The organism is Geothermobacter hydrogeniphilus, assembly GCF_002093115.1.
In the GTDB taxonomy this organism is placed as follows: domain Bacteria; phylum Desulfobacterota; class Desulfuromonadia; order Desulfuromonadales; family Geothermobacteraceae; genus Geothermobacter_A; species Geothermobacter_A hydrogeniphilus.
In genome coordinates, this window is sequence record NZ_NAAD01000015.1 from 1 (window position 1) to 16,473 (window position 16,473).

General features: G+C 60.3%; 14 protein-coding genes and 1 pseudogene. 9 read left to right on the forward strand and 6 right to left on the reverse strand.

Annotated elements, in window-relative coordinates; genetic code table 11:
- Nucleotides 1-220: 220 nt before the first annotated feature.
- Together B5V00_RS11855 and B5V00_RS11860 are read right to left on the reverse strand one after the other, a co-directional pair.
- Nucleotides 221-637 (reverse strand): GIY-YIG nuclease family protein, encoded by a 417-nt coding sequence (locus B5V00_RS11855; RefSeq protein WP_216355482.1) that lies wholly within the window; start codon nt 635-637, stop codon nt 221-223.
- Nucleotides 627-1,361 (reverse strand): MFS transporter, encoded by a 735-nt coding sequence (locus tag B5V00_RS11860; protein ID WP_172399732.1) that lies wholly within the window; start codon nt 1,359-1,361, stop codon nt 627-629. Before B5V00_RS11860 ends, B5V00_RS11855 begins: the two co-directional genes overlap by 11 nt.
- A gap of 177 nt (nt 1,362-1,538) precedes the next feature.
- Between B5V00_RS11860 and B5V00_RS11865 the strand changes: the two genes are divergently transcribed.
- Nucleotides 1,539-2,396 carry an REP-associated tyrosine transposase gene (locus B5V00_RS11865; protein WP_085011020.1) on the forward strand — a complete coding sequence of 286 codons (858 nt, stop codon included), beginning with the start codon at nt 1,539-1,541 and terminating at the stop codon, nt 2,394-2,396.
- Nucleotides 2,397-2,862: 466 nt separating this feature from the next.
- A complete protein-coding gene (locus tag B5V00_RS11870) occupies nt 2,863-3,417 on the forward strand; it encodes a hypothetical protein (RefSeq protein ID WP_085011021.1) in 555 nt (184 codons plus the stop codon).
- Between the two features lie 84 nt (nt 3,418-3,501).
- Here the strand turns inward: B5V00_RS11870 and B5V00_RS17600 are convergent.
- The 3 genes and pseudogenes from B5V00_RS17600 to B5V00_RS11885 form a co-directional block, all read right to left on the reverse strand.
- Nucleotides 3,502-3,683 (reverse strand): annotated as a pseudogene (locus B5V00_RS17600) (type II toxin-antitoxin system RelE family toxin); the annotation flags it as partial.
- Between the two features lie 66 nt (nt 3,684-3,749).
- Nucleotides 3,750-4,229: a GIY-YIG nuclease family protein gene (locus B5V00_RS11880; RefSeq protein ID WP_216355483.1), complete on the reverse strand. Its 480-nt coding sequence runs from the start codon at nt 4,227-4,229 to the stop codon at nt 3,750-3,752.
- Nucleotides 4,219-5,577, reverse strand: a complete 1,359-nt coding sequence (locus B5V00_RS11885) for an MFS transporter (protein WP_085011023.1) — start codon at nt 5,575-5,577, stop codon at nt 4,219-4,221. Before B5V00_RS11885 ends, B5V00_RS11880 begins: the two co-directional genes overlap by 11 nt.
- A gap of 142 nt (nt 5,578-5,719) precedes the next feature.
- On the opposite strand from B5V00_RS11885, the gene B5V00_RS11890 reads away from it, so the two are divergent.
- From B5V00_RS11890 to B5V00_RS11920, 7 genes are all read left to right on the forward strand, one after another.
- Nucleotides 5,720-6,355, forward strand: a complete 636-nt coding sequence (locus B5V00_RS11890; protein WP_172399733.1) for a TetR/AcrR family transcriptional regulator — start codon at nt 5,720-5,722, stop codon at nt 6,353-6,355.
- Entirely contained in the window at nt 6,352-7,776 is a 1,425-nt protein-coding gene (locus B5V00_RS11895) for an efflux transporter outer membrane subunit (protein WP_085011025.1), read from the forward strand. The genes B5V00_RS11890 and B5V00_RS11895 overlap by 4 nt, the downstream gene beginning before the upstream one ends.
- Nucleotides 7,769-8,929 (forward strand): efflux RND transporter periplasmic adaptor subunit, encoded by a 1,161-nt coding sequence (locus B5V00_RS11900; protein WP_085011026.1) that lies wholly within the window; start codon nt 7,769-7,771, stop codon nt 8,927-8,929. The genes B5V00_RS11895 and B5V00_RS11900 overlap by 8 nt, the downstream gene beginning before the upstream one ends.
- 1 nt (nt 8,930) lies before the next feature.
- Complete coding sequence (locus B5V00_RS11905) at nt 8,931-12,107, forward strand: efflux RND transporter permease subunit (RefSeq protein ID WP_085011027.1); 3,177 nt, start codon at nt 8,931-8,933, stop codon at nt 12,105-12,107.
- A gap of 78 nt (nt 12,108-12,185) precedes the next feature.
- Nucleotides 12,186-12,947, forward strand: a complete 762-nt coding sequence (ttcA, locus tag B5V00_RS11910) for a tRNA 2-thiocytidine(32) synthetase TtcA (protein ID WP_085011028.1) — start codon at nt 12,186-12,188, stop codon at nt 12,945-12,947.
- A 47-nt stretch (nt 12,948-12,994) separates the two neighbouring features.
- The gene (locus B5V00_RS11915) at nt 12,995-13,804 is read left to right on the forward strand and encodes a PP2C family protein-serine/threonine phosphatase (protein ID WP_085011029.1); all 810 of its coding nucleotides are present in this window, start codon (nt 12,995-12,997) and stop codon (nt 13,802-13,804) included.
- Nucleotides 13,794-14,513, forward strand: coding sequence for a PilZ domain-containing protein (locus tag B5V00_RS11920; RefSeq protein ID WP_172399734.1), 720 nt, complete (start codon nt 13,794-13,796; stop codon nt 14,511-14,513). Before B5V00_RS11915 ends, B5V00_RS11920 begins: the two co-directional genes overlap by 11 nt.
- A gap of 49 nt (nt 14,514-14,562) precedes the next feature.
- Here the strand turns inward: B5V00_RS11920 and B5V00_RS11925 are convergent, their stop codons facing one another.
- Nucleotides 14,563-16,455, reverse strand: coding sequence for a response regulator (locus B5V00_RS11925; protein WP_085011031.1), 1,893 nt, complete (start codon nt 16,453-16,455; stop codon nt 14,563-14,565).
- Nucleotides 16,456-16,473 lie beyond the last annotated feature (18 nt).

The window sequence follows — 16,473 nt, forward strand, 5'->3', positions numbered from 1 at the left end:
CCTGTCCCTGTCATTAACGACACAAAGCCCTTGCAAAAAGGGGGGAGACCATATATGAACTATACGTGCTGAAGCGAAAATTTACGTTTTGTTGCTGATGCTTTTTGCTTAGCCAACATTGTTGGCCTCCTCCGCAGATTCTGCGGAGGCGGCTTTTATTTTTTGCAGATGATCCGGCCGTGCTCGGGACAGAGTTGTCTTAACCGACGGCGGAAGCTGCTCAGGGTTGGCGGTGCGGGGCGCCGGAAGAGATGGCTCGGACAGCGGCAGTCGCTGGCGCCGAAGCCGGGGGGACGGGAACGCAGCCGCGGACCCGGGCCAGGGCGGCGGCCCAGAGGCATTCGTCGGCGTGGTTGTCGGTGCTGTACCAGACCTGGTGGATTTCGGCGCCCTGGCGCAGGTAGTCGAGGTGCCAGTGCGGCCTGCGCACCGGGTGCAGGTGGTGGCTGAGTCGGGCTGCCAGTCCGCCGGGGCCATGGACGCTGCCGAGGTAGAGATAGCAGCCGGGAACCAGTTCCAGTTCCCCGAGGTGACCGATCGCCAGGGTGCGGGGCTGCGGGCAGAACAGCTGCAGCAGGTAGGTGCCGGGCGCGGCGGGAAATCGCGCTACGGGGTGTTCGACATTATCATTGCACATCTCCATCCCCCCTGAAGCTGAGTCGGAAAATCAGCGCCGCCGCGCCTGCGGCCAGGGCGAGCAGCAGCATGACGCCGCGGTAGCGGGCCATGAGCGGATCGCCGAGCCAGGCCGGCGGCCGGTCCAGGGTTTCGAGCATGCCCCCAACCAGGGCGGTGCCGAAGGCTCCGGAGAGGAAATAGATCAGATTGTAGAAGCCCATGCCGATGCCGCTCTGCTCAATCGGCAGCTGCAGGGAAACGATTTTTCCCAGCGCCGGCTGCAGCAGGGCGAAGCCGCTGTAGCAGAGGATCAGCAGCAGAAGAATCAGCAGCGTACCGATGCCTCCCAGGGCCGCCAGCAGCAGGTAACCGCAGCTGAGGATCATCAACCCGCACAGGGCGACCGGCGGCGCGCCCCAGCGGTCGGTGAGCCGTCCGCCGAGCAGTCCGGCCAGTGAACCGCAGAGGGCTCCAGGAAAAATGATCAGACCGATATCGGTGGTGGAGACGTCATGCACCTGGCGCAGCAGCAGAGGGATGGTGAACAGCAGCCCGAAGACGGTGCCCATGCCCAGGAAGGTGACCAGCAGTCCGCGGCGATAGAGGCGGTCGCGCAGGAGATTGCGGGGGATGAAAGGCCAGGGCGAACGTCTTATCTGCCGCGCCAGGAGCAGGCCGAGCGGCAGGACCGGGGCCAGAAACCACGGTTGCCGGGTGGTCAGGGCGATCAGCAGGACAGCCACCAGCAGGGTCAGCCAGCAGGCCCCGGCAAGGTCGTAGCGCAGCGGCCGGCGTGGTTCGCGGGGCAGGACCAGGCCGAGCAGCGGGATCGCCGGCAGGGTGGCGAAGGAGAGGATGAATTCGCTTCGCGCTTCGGGGTCAGGTCTTGAAATATCAGTTTTTCATGCTATCCTCCCCCCATGTCCAGACCACTGCGCATTGAATTTCCCGGTGCCGTCTACCACGTCACATCCCGCGGCAACGCCAAGGCGGATATCTTTCGCGAAGACGACGATCGGCAGCTGTTTCTCAAGGTTCTGACCCAGGTGGTGAAACGTTTCAACTGGCTCTGCCACGCTTACTGCCTGATGGACAACCATTACCACCTGCTGATCGAAACGCCGGAAGGGAATCTCTCCGCCGGGATGCGGCAACTCAACGGTGTCTATACCCAGACCTTCAACAGGAAGCATGGTCGTGTCGGCCATGTCTTCCAGGGGCGCTTCAAGTCCATCCTGATCGAGAAGCAAAGTCATCTGCTCGAACTGTGTCGCTATGTTGTCCTCAACCCGGTCCGGGCGGGCGCTTCCGAGCACCCGTCGCATCATCCCTGGAACAGCTACCTGGCGACGCTTGGCAAGCAGTCTTGTCCGTCCTTCTTAACCACCGACTGGGTGCTTGGAAACTTTTTCCGGAGTCGGGGCAAGGCGCGGATCGCCTACCGAAAATTCATCGAAGATGGATTGGCGACGCCGTTTCGCTCACCCTGGACCCAGCTGCGTGGGCAGATTGTGCTGGGAGGGGACGCTTTTCTGCAAAGAATTCGCGATCTGCTGGAAGATCAGGATCTCGTCGCTGAAATCCCGCGACATCAGCGACACATCGGCCGTCCGGCACTGGAGGCTCTGCTGCCTCGGAACAAATCCCTTTCAAAACAGGAACGCAATCGCCTGATCCGCGAGGCCCACCTTGCGCATGGTTATCGACTGGCCGAGATTGCCCGGGCCAGCGGGTTGCATTACACCACCATCAGCAAGATCGTTAATGTCGAAAACTGATAGTCCAAGACCTAACCCTGGCAGGATATGTATCGGGCTGGCAGGACTGTCAAGGATGTAATTATAGGGGGTGCGGACGATCATGCTTTTTGCTGAAAAGGCTGCTGTGGAGGAATGGTAAGCGAAGGACAAGTTTAGTTGGTAGATCCACTTAACCTAAGGGATCAGGCTGAAAGCGCCGGTAAAAGTCGGTATGGATCAGTCGATGAAAGTCCGCCATATGGTAAAGACTAGCGACCAGCCGTGCCCCTGAGTCATGAAAAGACCGAGTTCACCATGGACTGCTGATCGGTGGGATTGTAAAAAAGCTCAAGATATATTGAAAATTGTGGAATAATTGCGGTACAAGAGATGCCAATCAGACAATGTACGAAATCGTTTAATACGGGCTGCATCGCGAAGCCATTTTTATGAAAAAATTATCTTTTAGTTTTTCTACAGGCCTATTAGGTCGAAAGGAATAAAAATGAAGAGAATTTGTATCTCCCTCATCGCTGTTCTCGTCCTGCTTGTTGGTTGCGCGCCAAAGCAGCAAGGACTGGCCAAAAAATACGACAAAGATGAATATAGGGCCATGACTCTATGTGTAGGAGCTACTGATGTTGCTTTGTTTGCTGCAACTCAAAAATTAAATGGAATACCGATCAATAGTGTAAAACAAAATTATTTAAACTCAAAATTGGCGCTTGCATCAATAGATAAAGTATATAAAAGTGATTTTTCATCTCCATGGGAGTTCGCAATAACATTTTTCGAACTGTGTGCTGAAGAAGTAGGGAATGTTCCTTTGGAAAGAATAGATTATGCCGATTTTTGCTTGCAAAATCAGATGATTGCCGGGGTCGCACATCAGTTCAAAACGAATGGAGACAATAAAGAAACAGCATATCGTTTTTTCTCAAATTATAAATCAAAAACAGTTAAAGAGGTGATTGATATTGTTTACAATGAAAATAAAACTTCATCACAAGCTAAGTTAGACGCATGGGGATCGTGTATAGGGTATGCAGTTTATCAATAAGAACGTATGCAGAAATAGTTATCACCTGATATATCCGCCACTGGCGTGATGACGGGTTACGCAGCTTCTTTGGTTGTTTTTTTGTTATTTCTTTGCTTCTTTATAGGCTGCATCTTTGTCCCGTCTGCCCACAGCGATAACTAAAATATACACTCTTCGTCAACAACTTCGTATACCAAACGGTAACCACTGACTCTCAGTTTGATTTTGTAGTGATTATTAAAACCTGAAAGCTGGCTGCTCGCTACGTGCGGAGTTTCCTGGCGATAGCCCCTTCCTCTCAGCACGATTTGTTGAAAATAATAGCCTTTTAGCAGCCGCCTGGGCGGCTTTTATTTTTTGCAGATGATCCGACCGTGCTCGGGACAGAGTTGCCTTAACCGGCGGCGGAAGCTGCTCAGGGTTGGCGGTGCGGTGCGCCGGAAGAGATGGCTCGGACAGCGGCAGTCGCTGGCGCCGAAGCCGAAGATGGGAATGCAGCCGCGGATCCGGGCCAGGGCGGCGGCCCAGAGGCATTCATCGGCGTGGTTGTCGGTACTGTACCAGACCTGGTGGATTTCGGCGCCCTGGCGCAGGTAGTCGAGGTGCCAGTGCGGCCTGCGCACCGGGTGCAGGCGGTGGCTGAGTCGGGCTGCCAGTCCGCCGGGGCCATGGGCGCTGCCGAGGTAGAGATAGCAGCCGGGAACCAGTTCCAGTTCCCCGAGGTGACCGATCGCCAGGGTGCGGGGCTGCGGGCAGAACAGCTGCAGCAGGTAGGTGCCGGGTGTGGCGGGAAATCGCGCTACGGGGTGTTCGACATTATCATTGCGCATCTCCATCCCCCCTGAAGCTGAGTCGGAAAATCAGCGCCGCCGCGCCTGCGGCCAGGGCGAGCAGCAGCATGACGCCGCGGTAGCGGGCCATGAGCGGATCGCCGAGCCAGGCCGGCGGCCGGTCCAGGGTTTCGAGCATGCCCCCAACCAGGGCGGTGCCGAAGGCTCCGGAGAGGAAATAGATCAGATTGTAGAAGCCCATGCCGATGCCGCTCTGCTCAATCGGCAGCTGCAGGGAGACGATTTTCCCCAACGCCGGCTGCAGCAGGGCGAAGCCGCTGTAGCAGAGGATCAGCAGCAGAAGAATCAGCAGCGTACCGATGCCTCCCAGGGCCGCCAGCAGCAGGTAACCGCAGCTGAGGATCATCAACCCGCACAGGGCGACCGGCGGCGCGCCCCAGCGGTCGGTGAGCCGTCCGCCGAGCAGTCCGGCCAGTGAACCGCAGAGGGCCCCGGGAAAAATGATCAGACCGATATCGGTGGTGGAGACGTCATGCACCTGGCGCAGCAGCAGAGGGATGGTGAACAGCAGCCCGAAGACGGTGCCCATGCCCAGGAAGGTGACCAGCAGTCCGCGGCGATAGAGGCGGTCGCGCAGGAGATTGCGGGGGATGAAAGGCCAGGGCGAACGTCTTATCTGCCGCGCCAGGAGCAGGCCGAGCGGCAGGACCGGGGCCAGAAACCACGGTTGCCGGGTGGTCAGGGCGATCAGCAGGACAGCCACCAGCAGGGTCAGCCAGCAGGCCCCGGCAAGGTCGTAGCGCAGCGGTCGACGTGGTTCGCGGGGCAGGACCAGGCCGAGCAGCGGGATCGCCGGCAGGGTGGCGAAGGAGAGGATGAACAGCCAGCGCCAGTGAATGGCTCCGGCCAGCAGCCCGCCGATCAGGGGTCCGAGTCCCATCGCCAGGGCAACCGTGGCGCTGACCGCGCCCAGCACCCGGCCGCGCAGCTCGACCGGGGCGAAGCGGGTGGCGATGATCATCACCAGCGCCGGGATGGCGGCACCGCCGCCGGCCTGGACCAGGCGCCCGGCGACCAGCAGCGGATAGCTGCCGGCCAGCAGGCTGAGCAGGGCGCCGGTATTGAACAGCAGCAGGCCGATGGTCAGCAGGCGGCGCACCGAATAGGCGTCGGCGAGTTTGCCGTAGCTGATCGAACCGATGGCGAAGATGACGATGTAGCCGGTGATCACCCAGCTGACATTTGCAGCGGAAAGATCGAAGTCGCGGGCGATGTCGGGCACCGCGATATTGAACATGGTGCCGTTGAGGACCGAGCAGAAGACGCACCAGCAGAGCAGGGGGACCAGGCGCTTCAGGCGGGAGGTTGTCGAGGCGGATGAAGGCATCAGGATCGGGAGTGTCCCCTGCTTTTGGTGTTGACTCAAACGTTCGTTTGAATTATACCTGCAAATTGCGCCGATGACGCATTCCCGCGACTGGCGGATTAGATCCGCCGGGCGGCCAGGTCATTGTTCCCGAGGAGTGTCCATGAGTCAACCCGATACCAAGGTGAAAATTCTCGATGCGGCGGAAAAACTTTTTGCCGCGGATGGCTTTCACGCGACCTCGCTGCGTGCCATCACCAGTAACGCCGGGGTCAATCTGGCGGCGGTCAACTACCATTTCGGTTCCAAGGAGGAACTGCTGGAAGCGGTCATTGAGCGCCGCCTGACGCCGCTAAACCGTCGCCGGGCAGAGATGCTCGATGCGGAATTGGCCGCGGCGGCGGCAGAGGGTCGGCGTCCTGATCCGCGCCAGGTGCTGCGCGCCCTGGTTGAACCGACCATCGAACTGCGCGAGCAGGGGGAAGGCCCCGAACATTTCATCACCCTGGTCGGCCGCATCCTTGCCGATCCGCGGGGGGTCGGTCGCGATATCTTCCTGCGCCGCATGGAACCGTTCATCCTGCGTCTCTTCGAAACCATGCATCAGGCCCTGCCGCACCTGTCCATGTCCACTCTTTCCTGGCGGATGCATTTCGCTGTCGGTTCGCTGAGTCACGTGATGCGCTGTCATGATCGCTGCCAGGACCTCCCCCCCGGTCTCCTCCCGGGAATGAAGACAGTCCGGCTGGCTGACCTCCTGCTTGACTATACCCTGGCCGGGATGGAGGCGCCGGAATGAGAATTTTCCTGCCGTTGTTTGCAGGTGTTCTGCTGTTGTCCGGCTGCAGCCTGTATCAGCCGACCGCCGTTTCACCTCCCCCCGATCTTCCCCGGACGTACCTGGCGGCAACGCCGGAGACTGAGGCCGGACGTCCGCCGGATCGCTGGTGGCTGGCGTTCGGTGATGAAGATCTGAACCGGCTCATGACCCGGCTGTTTGAGCAGAATCTCCAGCTGGAGGAGGGATTTGCCCGCGTAGAGCAGGCCCGGGCGGCCTTGACGGTTGCCGGCAGCACGCTCTGGCCGAGCCTGGGACTGGGCGGCCAGGGGAGCCATGAGCTGGTTCCCGGTTTTATCCAGGACGCGCGCGTCTTCAATTACCGGTTTTCGGTCCAGAGCGGCTACGAGCTTGATTTGTGGGGTAAGTTGAGGAGCCGCAAGCAGGCTGCGGCCGAGTTGCTGCAGTCCGGCGAAAATCAGTTGCGAAGTCTTTATATAAGTCTCAGCGCGCAACTGGCCGATCTGTATTTTCTGGCCGTTGAACAGCGGGCCCAGCTGGCCCTGACAGACCAGACCATTGTTTCCTACCGGGAAACGCTGCAGCGCGTCGAAGACCGTTATCAACGCGGTCTGGTGCCGGCGGTTGATGTCTACCAGGCACGACAGACACTGGCGGCAGCCGAGTCCAGCCGCCCCCGGTTTGCCAAGGCGCTGGCGACGGCCGAGCACGGCATCGCGACCCTGCTGGGGTCTTATCCCGCGGGTGGTGCGGCCGGTACCCTGGATCAACTTCCCTCCTTTGCGGATCAATTTCCGACCGGTCTGCCGGCCAGTCTTCTTCAACGTCGTCCCGATGTCGCGGCACGTTTCCATCAATTACGTTCGGCTGATGATGAGGTTGCCGCCGCCATCGCCGATCGCCTGCCGACTTTAAACCTGGCGGCGAATTACGGTTATCTGCAGACCGATTTCGGTATCGGTGCGATTACCGGGAATTTCTGGCAGTTGATTGCTCAGCCGGCCGTGACGCTCCTTGACGGCGGCCGCCGTCGGGCCGAGGTCGAGCGTAATCGCGCCGTGGTGCGGGAACGGTTGGCGGGCTATCGGCAGGCGGTGCTGGATGCCTACCGCGAGGTTGAGGATTCCCTGGTGGCCAATCAGACCGACGAACAACGGCTTGCAACTCTGCAGCGCACTGTTGATGCCACCTCGGCAAGCTTGCGACTCGCCCTGCAGAACTACCTGTACGGATTGACCGATTACCTGCCGGTACTGACGGCCCAGCGGAATGATTTTCAGGCCCGCAGTGAATTGCTTGCCGCCCGGCGGCAGTTGATCAGTGATCGCATCAGCCTTGCGAGGGCTCTTGGAGGGACGTGGATGGAGAAAGAAATCAGTCAGAGATTTGCCGGTCACAAGGAGTCTGCGAGTCATGAGTAACAAGGGCCTGATGATGAAAATCGGATTGCCTCTGCTGATCCTGGCGATCGGCATCGGCGGGATGACGGTGATGGTCAAGAAACGCAAGGTTCCGGTGAAAAAGGTCACCCCGTTTCGTGGTGTACTGGTTGAAACGGCCCGCGTCACGCGCGGCGATTACCGTTTGCGGATCGAGGCGACCGGCACGGTGCAGGCACGGCGACAGACCGATATCGTCCCCCAGGTCAGCGGCAAGGTGGTCAGTGTCGCTCCGAACCTGGTGACGGGGGGCTTTTTCCGGCAGGGTGAAGAGTTGTTCGCCATCGAGGCGATCGACTTCGAACTGGCGGTCGAACGGGCTCGGGCCAACCTGAGCCGCAGCGAACTGGATCTGCAGACGGTCAAGGCCCGGGCCGATATCGGTCGCGAGGAATGGCAGCGGCTGCATCCCGACGAGGAACCGAATCCGCTGGTGGTTTACGCACCGCAGTTGAAAAGTGCCGAGGCTGCCCTGCTTGCCGCCCGCGCCGCCCTGCGTCAGGCGGAACTCGATCTGCAGCGTACCCGGGTGACGGCGCCGTACAATTGTCTGGTTCGCAGTGAGAATGTCGACCTGGGGCAATATGTCCGTTCCGGCACCAGGGTTGCGACCCTGGTCGGCACCGATGAGGCGGAGATCATTGTGCCGCTGCCGCTCGGGGACCTGCACTGGCTGCAGGTGCCGCGATCGCCCGGTGAGCAGGGCTCGCCGGCGATCGTGTCCCTGCGCAGTGACGGACAGAGCTGGCAGTGGTCGGGGCATATCGTCCGTTCCCTCGGGGAGGTTGACCCGCGCGGTCGCATGGCGCGTCTGGCGGTCAGTGTCGCCGATCCCTATGGTCGCAATCCACAGGTTGATAATCAGCCCGAGCTGGCGCTCGGCAGTTTCGTCAGCGTGCAGCTGCAGGGGGCAACTCTGTCCGGCGTGGTCGAAGTGCCGCGCCGGGCGATGCACGAGGGCGACAGGGTCTGGATCATGGAAGACCGCAAGTTGCGCATCGTGCCGGTCAAGGTGGCGCGACGGGAAAAAAATACGGTGCTGATCAGCTCGGGGCTGCAGGGCGGTGAGCAGGTGGTCCTGACACCGATTTCGGGTGCCGCCGACGGACTGTTGCTGCGCACGGCGGAGAACTGACATGAATGCTGCGATCCGCTGGATGGCCCGTAACCACGTGGCCGCCAATCTGCTGATGATGGTCTTCGTCGTCGGCGGCATCATCCTCGGCTTCACCGTCAAACAGGAAGTCTTTCCCGAAGTCTCCCTTGATATGGTCCAGGTTACGGTCGCCTATCCCGGTGCCGGTCCGGAAGAGGTCGAGGAAGGGGTGATTCTCAAGATCGAGGAGAACCTGACCGGGGTTGACGGCATCAAGCAGGTCAAGGCCCGGGCCGCCGAAGGGTTCGGCACGGTGACCGCGGAGATCTACCCGGATGCCGACGCCAACCAGGTGCTGGCCGACATCAAGAGCGAGGTCGACCGGATCACCACCTTCCCGGCGGATGCCGAAGAGCCGGTGATCAGCAAGCTGCTCAATCGCCACGAGGTGATTTCGGTGGTGGTCTACGGCGACCTCTCCGAGCGCAGTCTGCGGGAGCAGGCCGAACGGGTGCGGGATGATCTGCTGGAATTCCCGCAAATCACCCAGGTTGATCTCAGCGGGGTGCGGCCCTACCAGATTTCGGTGGAGGTTCCGGAACGGAACCTGCGCCGCTACGGCCTGACGCTTGACCAGATTGCCGCCCGTATTCGTTCCGCCTCACTTGACCTGCCGGGGGGGACAGTGAAGACCGCCGGCGGGGATATCCTGATCCGCACCAAGGAGCGGCGCTACTACGGGCCGGGGTATCGCGACATCGTTATTCTCAACCAGCCGGATGGAACCGAGGTGCGGCTCGGTGATATCGCCACGGTCAGGGATGGTTTTGCCGAAACCGATCTCTCGGCCCGCTTCGACGGCAAGCCGGCGGCGATGGTCAAGGTCAGTCGGGTCGGCAACCAGAAGCCGACCGAGATCTCAAAGATCGTCCTTGACTATATCAAGCAGCGGCGCCTGGAACTGCCCGATTCGGTCCATATCGCCGAATGGAACGATACCTCGGAAATGTTCCAGAGCCGTCGCGATCTGCTGCAGCGCAACGCGAAGATAGGCCTGGTGCTGGTGTTCATCATCCTCGGTCTGTTTCTTGAGCTGCGGCTCGCCCTGTGGGTGATGCTGGGGATCCCGATCTCATTCTGCGGGGCGCTCTTTTTCATGCCGGCGGTCGATGTTTCGATCAACATGATTACCATGTTCGCGTTCATCATGGCCCTGGGGATTGTGGTCGATGACGCCATCGTCGTCGGCGAAAATGTCTATGACCAACGGCAACTGGGCAAACCCTACCCCCAGGCGGCGGAGGAGGGGACGATTCAGGTCGGCCGGGCGGTGATTTTTTCGGTGCTGACCACGGTGGCCGCTTTTTCCCCCCTGCTCTTCACCGGTGGCATGATCGGCAAGTTCATCGGCGTCATTCCGAAGATCGTCATCATTATTCTGCTGGTCTCGCTGGTGGAAAGCCTGTTCGTGCTGCCGGCCCATCTTTCACTGGGGAAACGGCGGCCCCTCGATACGGGCCTGCTCGGCCGCATTGACCGGGTACGTCGCTGGTTCGGTGGACAGCTCGATCGTTTCATTGCCGGTCCCTATCGGCGCACCCTCGATTTCTGCCTGCGCTATCGTTATGCCACGCTGGCCTTCGGCCTGGCGCTGCTGCTGCTGGCGGTCGGTACGGTGCGCGGCGGGCTGTTGAAATTCCATTTCATGCCCGAAGTCGACGGCGACCTGGTGACGGTCGACCTGGAGCTGCCGCCGGGAACGCCGATTGACGCAACTGACCGCGTGGTGCAGCGCATCATGGCCGCCGGGCAGCAGACCGTGGCCGAATTCAATGCCGAGCGCACGGATGGCCGCAGCGTGCTGCGTCACATTTACGCGGTGGTCGGCGGCAGGATTTCCGGGACCCAGGGGCCGGGCGGCGATGACACCACCACCGCCAGCAATATCGCCAATATCGCCATGCTGCTGACCCAGAGCGAGAAGCGCGGCGTGGCGGCGGCTGATATCGGTGACCGCTGGCGGGAATTGACCGGCGAGGTGCCGGGGGCGGAAACCTTGAGCTTTTCCTCCAACCTGGTGCGCCTCGGGGCGAATATCGATATCCAGATCGCCCACGAGGATTTTGCCGTCCTCGATCAGGTGGCCGAAAAGATCAAGTCCGCCCTCGCCGACTATCCGGGCGTGGGAGATATTGCCGACAATTACGCTCTCGGCAAGCGGGAACTGAAAGTACGGCTGACGCCCGAGGCGCGGACTCTCGGGGTGACTGAGCAGGACCTCGGCCGCCAGTTGCGCAACGCGTTTTACGGGGTCGAGGCGCTGCGTCTGCAGCGCGGCCGCAACGAGGTCAAGGTGCTGGTGCGCTATCCCGAGTCGGAACGGAAGCATCTGTGGAATCTTGAACAGCTGCGGATTCGGACACCCGGCGGGGGCGAAATCCCGTTGTTGCGGGCCGCCGAGATCATCCCCGGCCGCGGCTACTCGCAGATCAATCGCACCGACCGCAAGCGGGTCATCAACGTCACCGCCCGGGTTGACAGCAAACGGGGCAATGCCGATGAAATCCTGCGGGATCTGAAACGCGGGCTGCTGGCTCAGTTGAGTAACGATTATCCGGGACTCAGTTTCGATATGGAGGGCGAGCAGAAGGAGCAGGCCGAATCTCTCGACAGCATGAAGCGCGGTTTCGCTCTCGCCATGTTCGCCATTTTTGCCCTGTTGGCCATTCCGCTGCGCAGCTACAGTCAGCCGCTGCTGATCATGGCGGCGATCCCGTTCGGCATCGTCGGCGCCCTGTTCGGGCACCTGCTGATGGGCTTCAATCTCTCGATTCTCTCCATGTTCGGTATCGTCGCCCTGTCCGGGGTGGTGGTCAATGATTCGCTGCTGCTGATCGATTATGCCAACACCCTCCGCCGCGGCGGCGAGGATCTGCAGCTGACCCTGCTGCAGGCCGGGCAGCGGCGTTTCCGGCCGATTCTGCTGACCTCGCTGACCACGTTCTGCGGTCTGATGCCGATGATCCTCGAAACCAGCGTACAGGCCCAGTTCCTGATTCCGATGGCGATCAGCCTCGGTTTCGGCATCATGTTCGCCACCTTTATCACCCTGCTGCTGATCCCCAGTTTCTACATGATTCTTGAAGATGTGCGCGGGCTGTTCGGTTTAAGCCGCAGCCATGGTGACCACCGGGTCGGCGGTGAGGGAGAATGTTGAGGAAAGAGGACCCCGGGACTTGCCTCCGGAGGGCGAAATGGATTAAAAAGGCTCTTCAGCTCACCAGCGGAGGCACCCGTGGCACTTGAAGAAGACAACCTGTTCAGAAAAATCCGCCGCCGGGTCGGTCGGGCGGTCGGCGATTTCGGATTGATCGAGGAGGGTGACCGCATCCTGGTCGGTGTTTCCGGCGGCAAGGATTCCTACACCCTGCTGCATATCCTCGATTCCCTGCGGCGGCGTTCACCGGTCAGGTATGAACTGGTGGCCGGCACCGTTGATTCCGGTTTTCCCGGTTTTCGCAAGGAGGTCATCGAGCGCCACCTGGTTGAACATGGGTTCGAGTACCGGATGGAGTCGACCAATGCCTACGAGATCATCGAGAGCAGGCGGCGGCCCGGTTCCTCCTACTGCTCCTTCTGCGCCCGCCTGCGGCGCGGTATCCTCTACTCGCTGGCCGATGAGCTGGGCTGCAACAAGATCGCCCTCGGCCATCACCTCGACGATTTCATCGAAACCCTGCTGCTCAACCAGTTCTATGTCGGCAGTCTCAAGGCGATGAGCCCCAGGCTGCGGGCCGACAACGGTCGCCATACCGTCATTCGCCCGCTGGTTTACGTCGAGGAGGGAGAGATCATCCGTTTCATGCGGCAGCAGAAGCTGCCGGTGATCTGCTGCGCCTGTCCGGTCTGCGGCGAGGTCGATCAGAAACGGCAGCGGATGAAGGGATTGATTCGCGAGCTGAAGGGTGAAATCCCGCAGATCAAGAAGAGCCTGATCGGCGCTCTCGGCAATCTCCAGCCGCGCCATCTGCTCGACCGCAGGTTCCCGCAGGATTAATTCCGATCCGTATTTGGCAATGGCGGGGAGTCCGTTATACTAGGCGCATGACCAATGGGGAAAAAAACGGCACAGCGGAGAGTTGCAACTGTTCTTTCGATCTCGACCTGGACCTGGCCAGCGGTGTCCAGCAGTTGCTGTTCCCGAAAAGTTCACCGGTCTGCAACTGGAGCTGCATCGGGATCAAGAACCGCATGGCCCAGGGGGTCGGCGGTGATTATTTCGATTTCATCACCCTCGGTGACGGTTGTCAGCTGATCTTTCTGGGCGATGTCACCGGACACGGTCTGCAGGCCTCGCTGGTCATGGGGTTGCTGTATGGTTTTATTCATCGCAGCGCCGCCCAGGATTGCGATCCGTTGCGGGTTCTGCGTGAGATCAACACCTTCCTGCGGTTGTTTGCCAAACGTTCCGAAAAATATGACTATTTCTTTTCCAGTACCCTCTTCTGCGGCGTGATCAACCCCGACAGCCTCTGCATGGAGTATGTCAATGCCGGGCATGTCGCACCGGTGGTGCGGCGTGGCGATGAGCTTTTCCGTCTGGAGCCGAGCGGTCAGCCGCTCGGTTATTTCGACCAGCCCGAGCTCGATCTGGAGCTGTTCCGTCTGCGTCGCGGCGACCGGCTGCTGCTCTTTACCGACGGCATTACCGAGGCCGAAGGCCGCAACGGAGAGCAGTTCGGGCGGAGACGGTTGGAACGGCTGGTGCGGGATCATCATGAAGACCACCTCGACTTTCTGGACGAGGTTTTCGCTTCGTTGCAACGTTTCGGGGTCAGTGACCCGCTGGCCGATGACTGCACGGCGATCGTCATCGATATGCATGGGGCATTCGGGAGGCATAATGCTGGTTGAACGACCGATTCCGCGCGGAATGGAGCGCAAAGTCTGTGTTTGCACCAGCGATCCGACGCTGCGGCAGATGCTGGCCGGGCTGCTGGTCGGCTGGCGCTTTTCATTGCAGCAGGAAATGGCTGCGGGCGTCCTGCTGCTGGCCGAAGAGGGATGCTGCGAGGCGCCGCCTGACCAGCCGGTGTTGTGGCTCGGCCATTCCCGCTACAGCAGTCGCGACAAGCTGCCGCTGCCGCTGCCGATTGAGGAACTCTATACCCGTCTTGAACATCGATTTCACCGTCCGCCGCGGCGCCACATGCGGCTCGATATCGATCTGTCGGCCCGGGTCTGCTGCCGGGGTGGGGACTATGCCTCCAGCCTGACCAGCCTTTCGGACCGCGGCGGCCGGTTGCGGTTGCCCATGGAACTGGCCCGGGAGGAGGAACTGGAACTGGAATTCTCCCTGGCCGGTCAGCCGATGAGCCTGGCGGCTTCCGTGATTTACAGTTTTCAACGACCGGGAGCGGCGACGGAAGGCTATGACACCGGGGTGCTGTTTGCCCGACAGGTTCAGGAGGAGTGCGAGCAGCTGCGCGAATTCATTCTCGGGCGTTACCTGGCCCAGCTCAGGGAAAGGCTTGCCCCGGAGGTTTTCAGCGCCGGGCTGGCTTACTTCACCCTGCCGCCCGCTCTGCAGCAGTTTTACGGCGGCAGCCAGATGGACAATTGAACCCGTTTCGACCCTGATCCGCCCCTTCCGTCACCGACGGGATCTTCGCTCAGCGTTTTTTCAGGCGACCGAAAAGACCGCCTTTCTTTTCTTTATCCTCTTTTTCCCGCCGCAGATTGAAAAGTCGCAATTCCCGCAGTGCCTCGGTACAGTCGGGATTGCACTGGATAGCCAGTTCGAACTGTTTTTCCGCCTCTCGTTCGCGTCCCTGATCCTTGAAGATCTGCCCGAGATAGAGGTGGGTCAGATCATGTTCGCCGTTGAGGACCGCCGAACGTTGCAGCAGTTCAACCGTCTTGTCCCGGATTCCCGGGATATCGGTTTTTGACCGGTAGAGGGCCCAGGCGTAGAGGGTGATATACTCCGGTTCTTCCGGGCTGTTGTCGACAGAAATCTGCAGTTGCTTGAGGGCCTCGGAGAAATTGCGCGAGCGGATCATGTGCCGCCCTTTCTGGAAAGCGGTTTCCGCCCGCAGGATATCTTCGACCTTGGTCTTGACGCCGCCGCGGGCCTGCTTCAGTGTCTCCCGGTAGTTTTTGCAGCGCACGGGGTCGGACAGGGTTTCATAGGCCTCGCCGATGCGCTGGAACAGTTCGTTGATCTTGCCGCGCAGGTCCTCCGACAGTTTCATCTGCAGGTAACGGTCAGGATGGTATTTCTTCGCCAGGGAGAAATAGGCCTTGCGCAGGGCCGCCTTGTTGGCATCCTCACCCACCGCGAACAGCTTGAAGTAGTCGCGCTGGATCAGGTCGCTGTATTCGGCCAGAAAGGTTTTGCGCATCTCATGCTCTTCGGCACTGATCGCCTCTGCCCCGGGTTCTCCTGAAAAGGACGGGACTTCACGGCTTTCGACCATCTCCGAAAGCAGCAGCGCTGCCAGCAGCTGATCAGTTTCGGTGCGTGCCAGCGGGAAACGGTTGCTGATTTCTTCGAGCGTCAGTTGGCCGTTGCAGAGCGCGAAGACCCTTTCGTCCCGGCGGGTCAGGCCGATTTCCTGGTAGCGGTAATGGGGGCTTTCGGCCTGGGACAGGTAGCGGTGGCGGTGGGGCAGGAGCAGCTTGGCGATGCGGGCGGCACTGTAATGGCGGCTGATGCCCTGGTAAATGAGAGCGGCCGGTGAACAGTCGATGCTGGTGACCCCCTGTTTGAATTTTTTCCCCTGGACAAACTGGTACTTCCCCTCGGGCCAGGAAAAGATTTCCAGCAGTTTTTCGACAATCTGATTCCGCAGCACGTCGCGCAACTGATGCGGGGTGAGCAGCCCCATATCAATCAGCACCGTTCCCTGCAGGCGACCGCTTTTTTTGACCTGCCGCAGGGACTCGGCGCACTGTTCGGCGCTGATCAGGCCGTCATCCACCATCATCTGCCCGAGACATTCCCGAACCAGGTTGGAACGGGCGAAAATCGGGTAGCCGTTGCGGATGTAGATAACCTTTTTCATGCCGGCGCGGGTCAATTGCAGCAAGCCTGTTGTTTTGAGGATGTAGAGGTTGTGCAGCAGTCGGGGGAAGGAGGTCTCGCTCAGGTCCCCGGCGATATGCAGTGGATCTGTGGTTGCCTCGGCCATTCGCTCGCCGAGGATGGCGGCGATCTGTCGATGCAGGACGGGCAGGGTGAAGGGCTTGAACAGGCAGTCGACGATGCCCAGCCCCTGGTGTCGCTGCACCTGCTCGGCCTCGCGGGAAAAGGCTGTCATCAGCATCACCGGCAGGTCGCTCAGGGCGGGCTGGGTACGCAGTTGCCGACAGAAGTCGATCCCCGACATGCCGGGCAGCATAATGTCGACCAGGGCCAGGTCACAGCTGCCGGGGGCCAGTTTCTCGAGAGCCGTTTCGGCCGTGCCGAAAGTTGCAACCCGATAGCCCTTCAGTTTCAGCGATTCGCTGAGAAACTTGCGGATGTTGGCATCATCATCGATGATCCAGATATGTTTTCCCATCCTGCCCCTCCTTTTTGT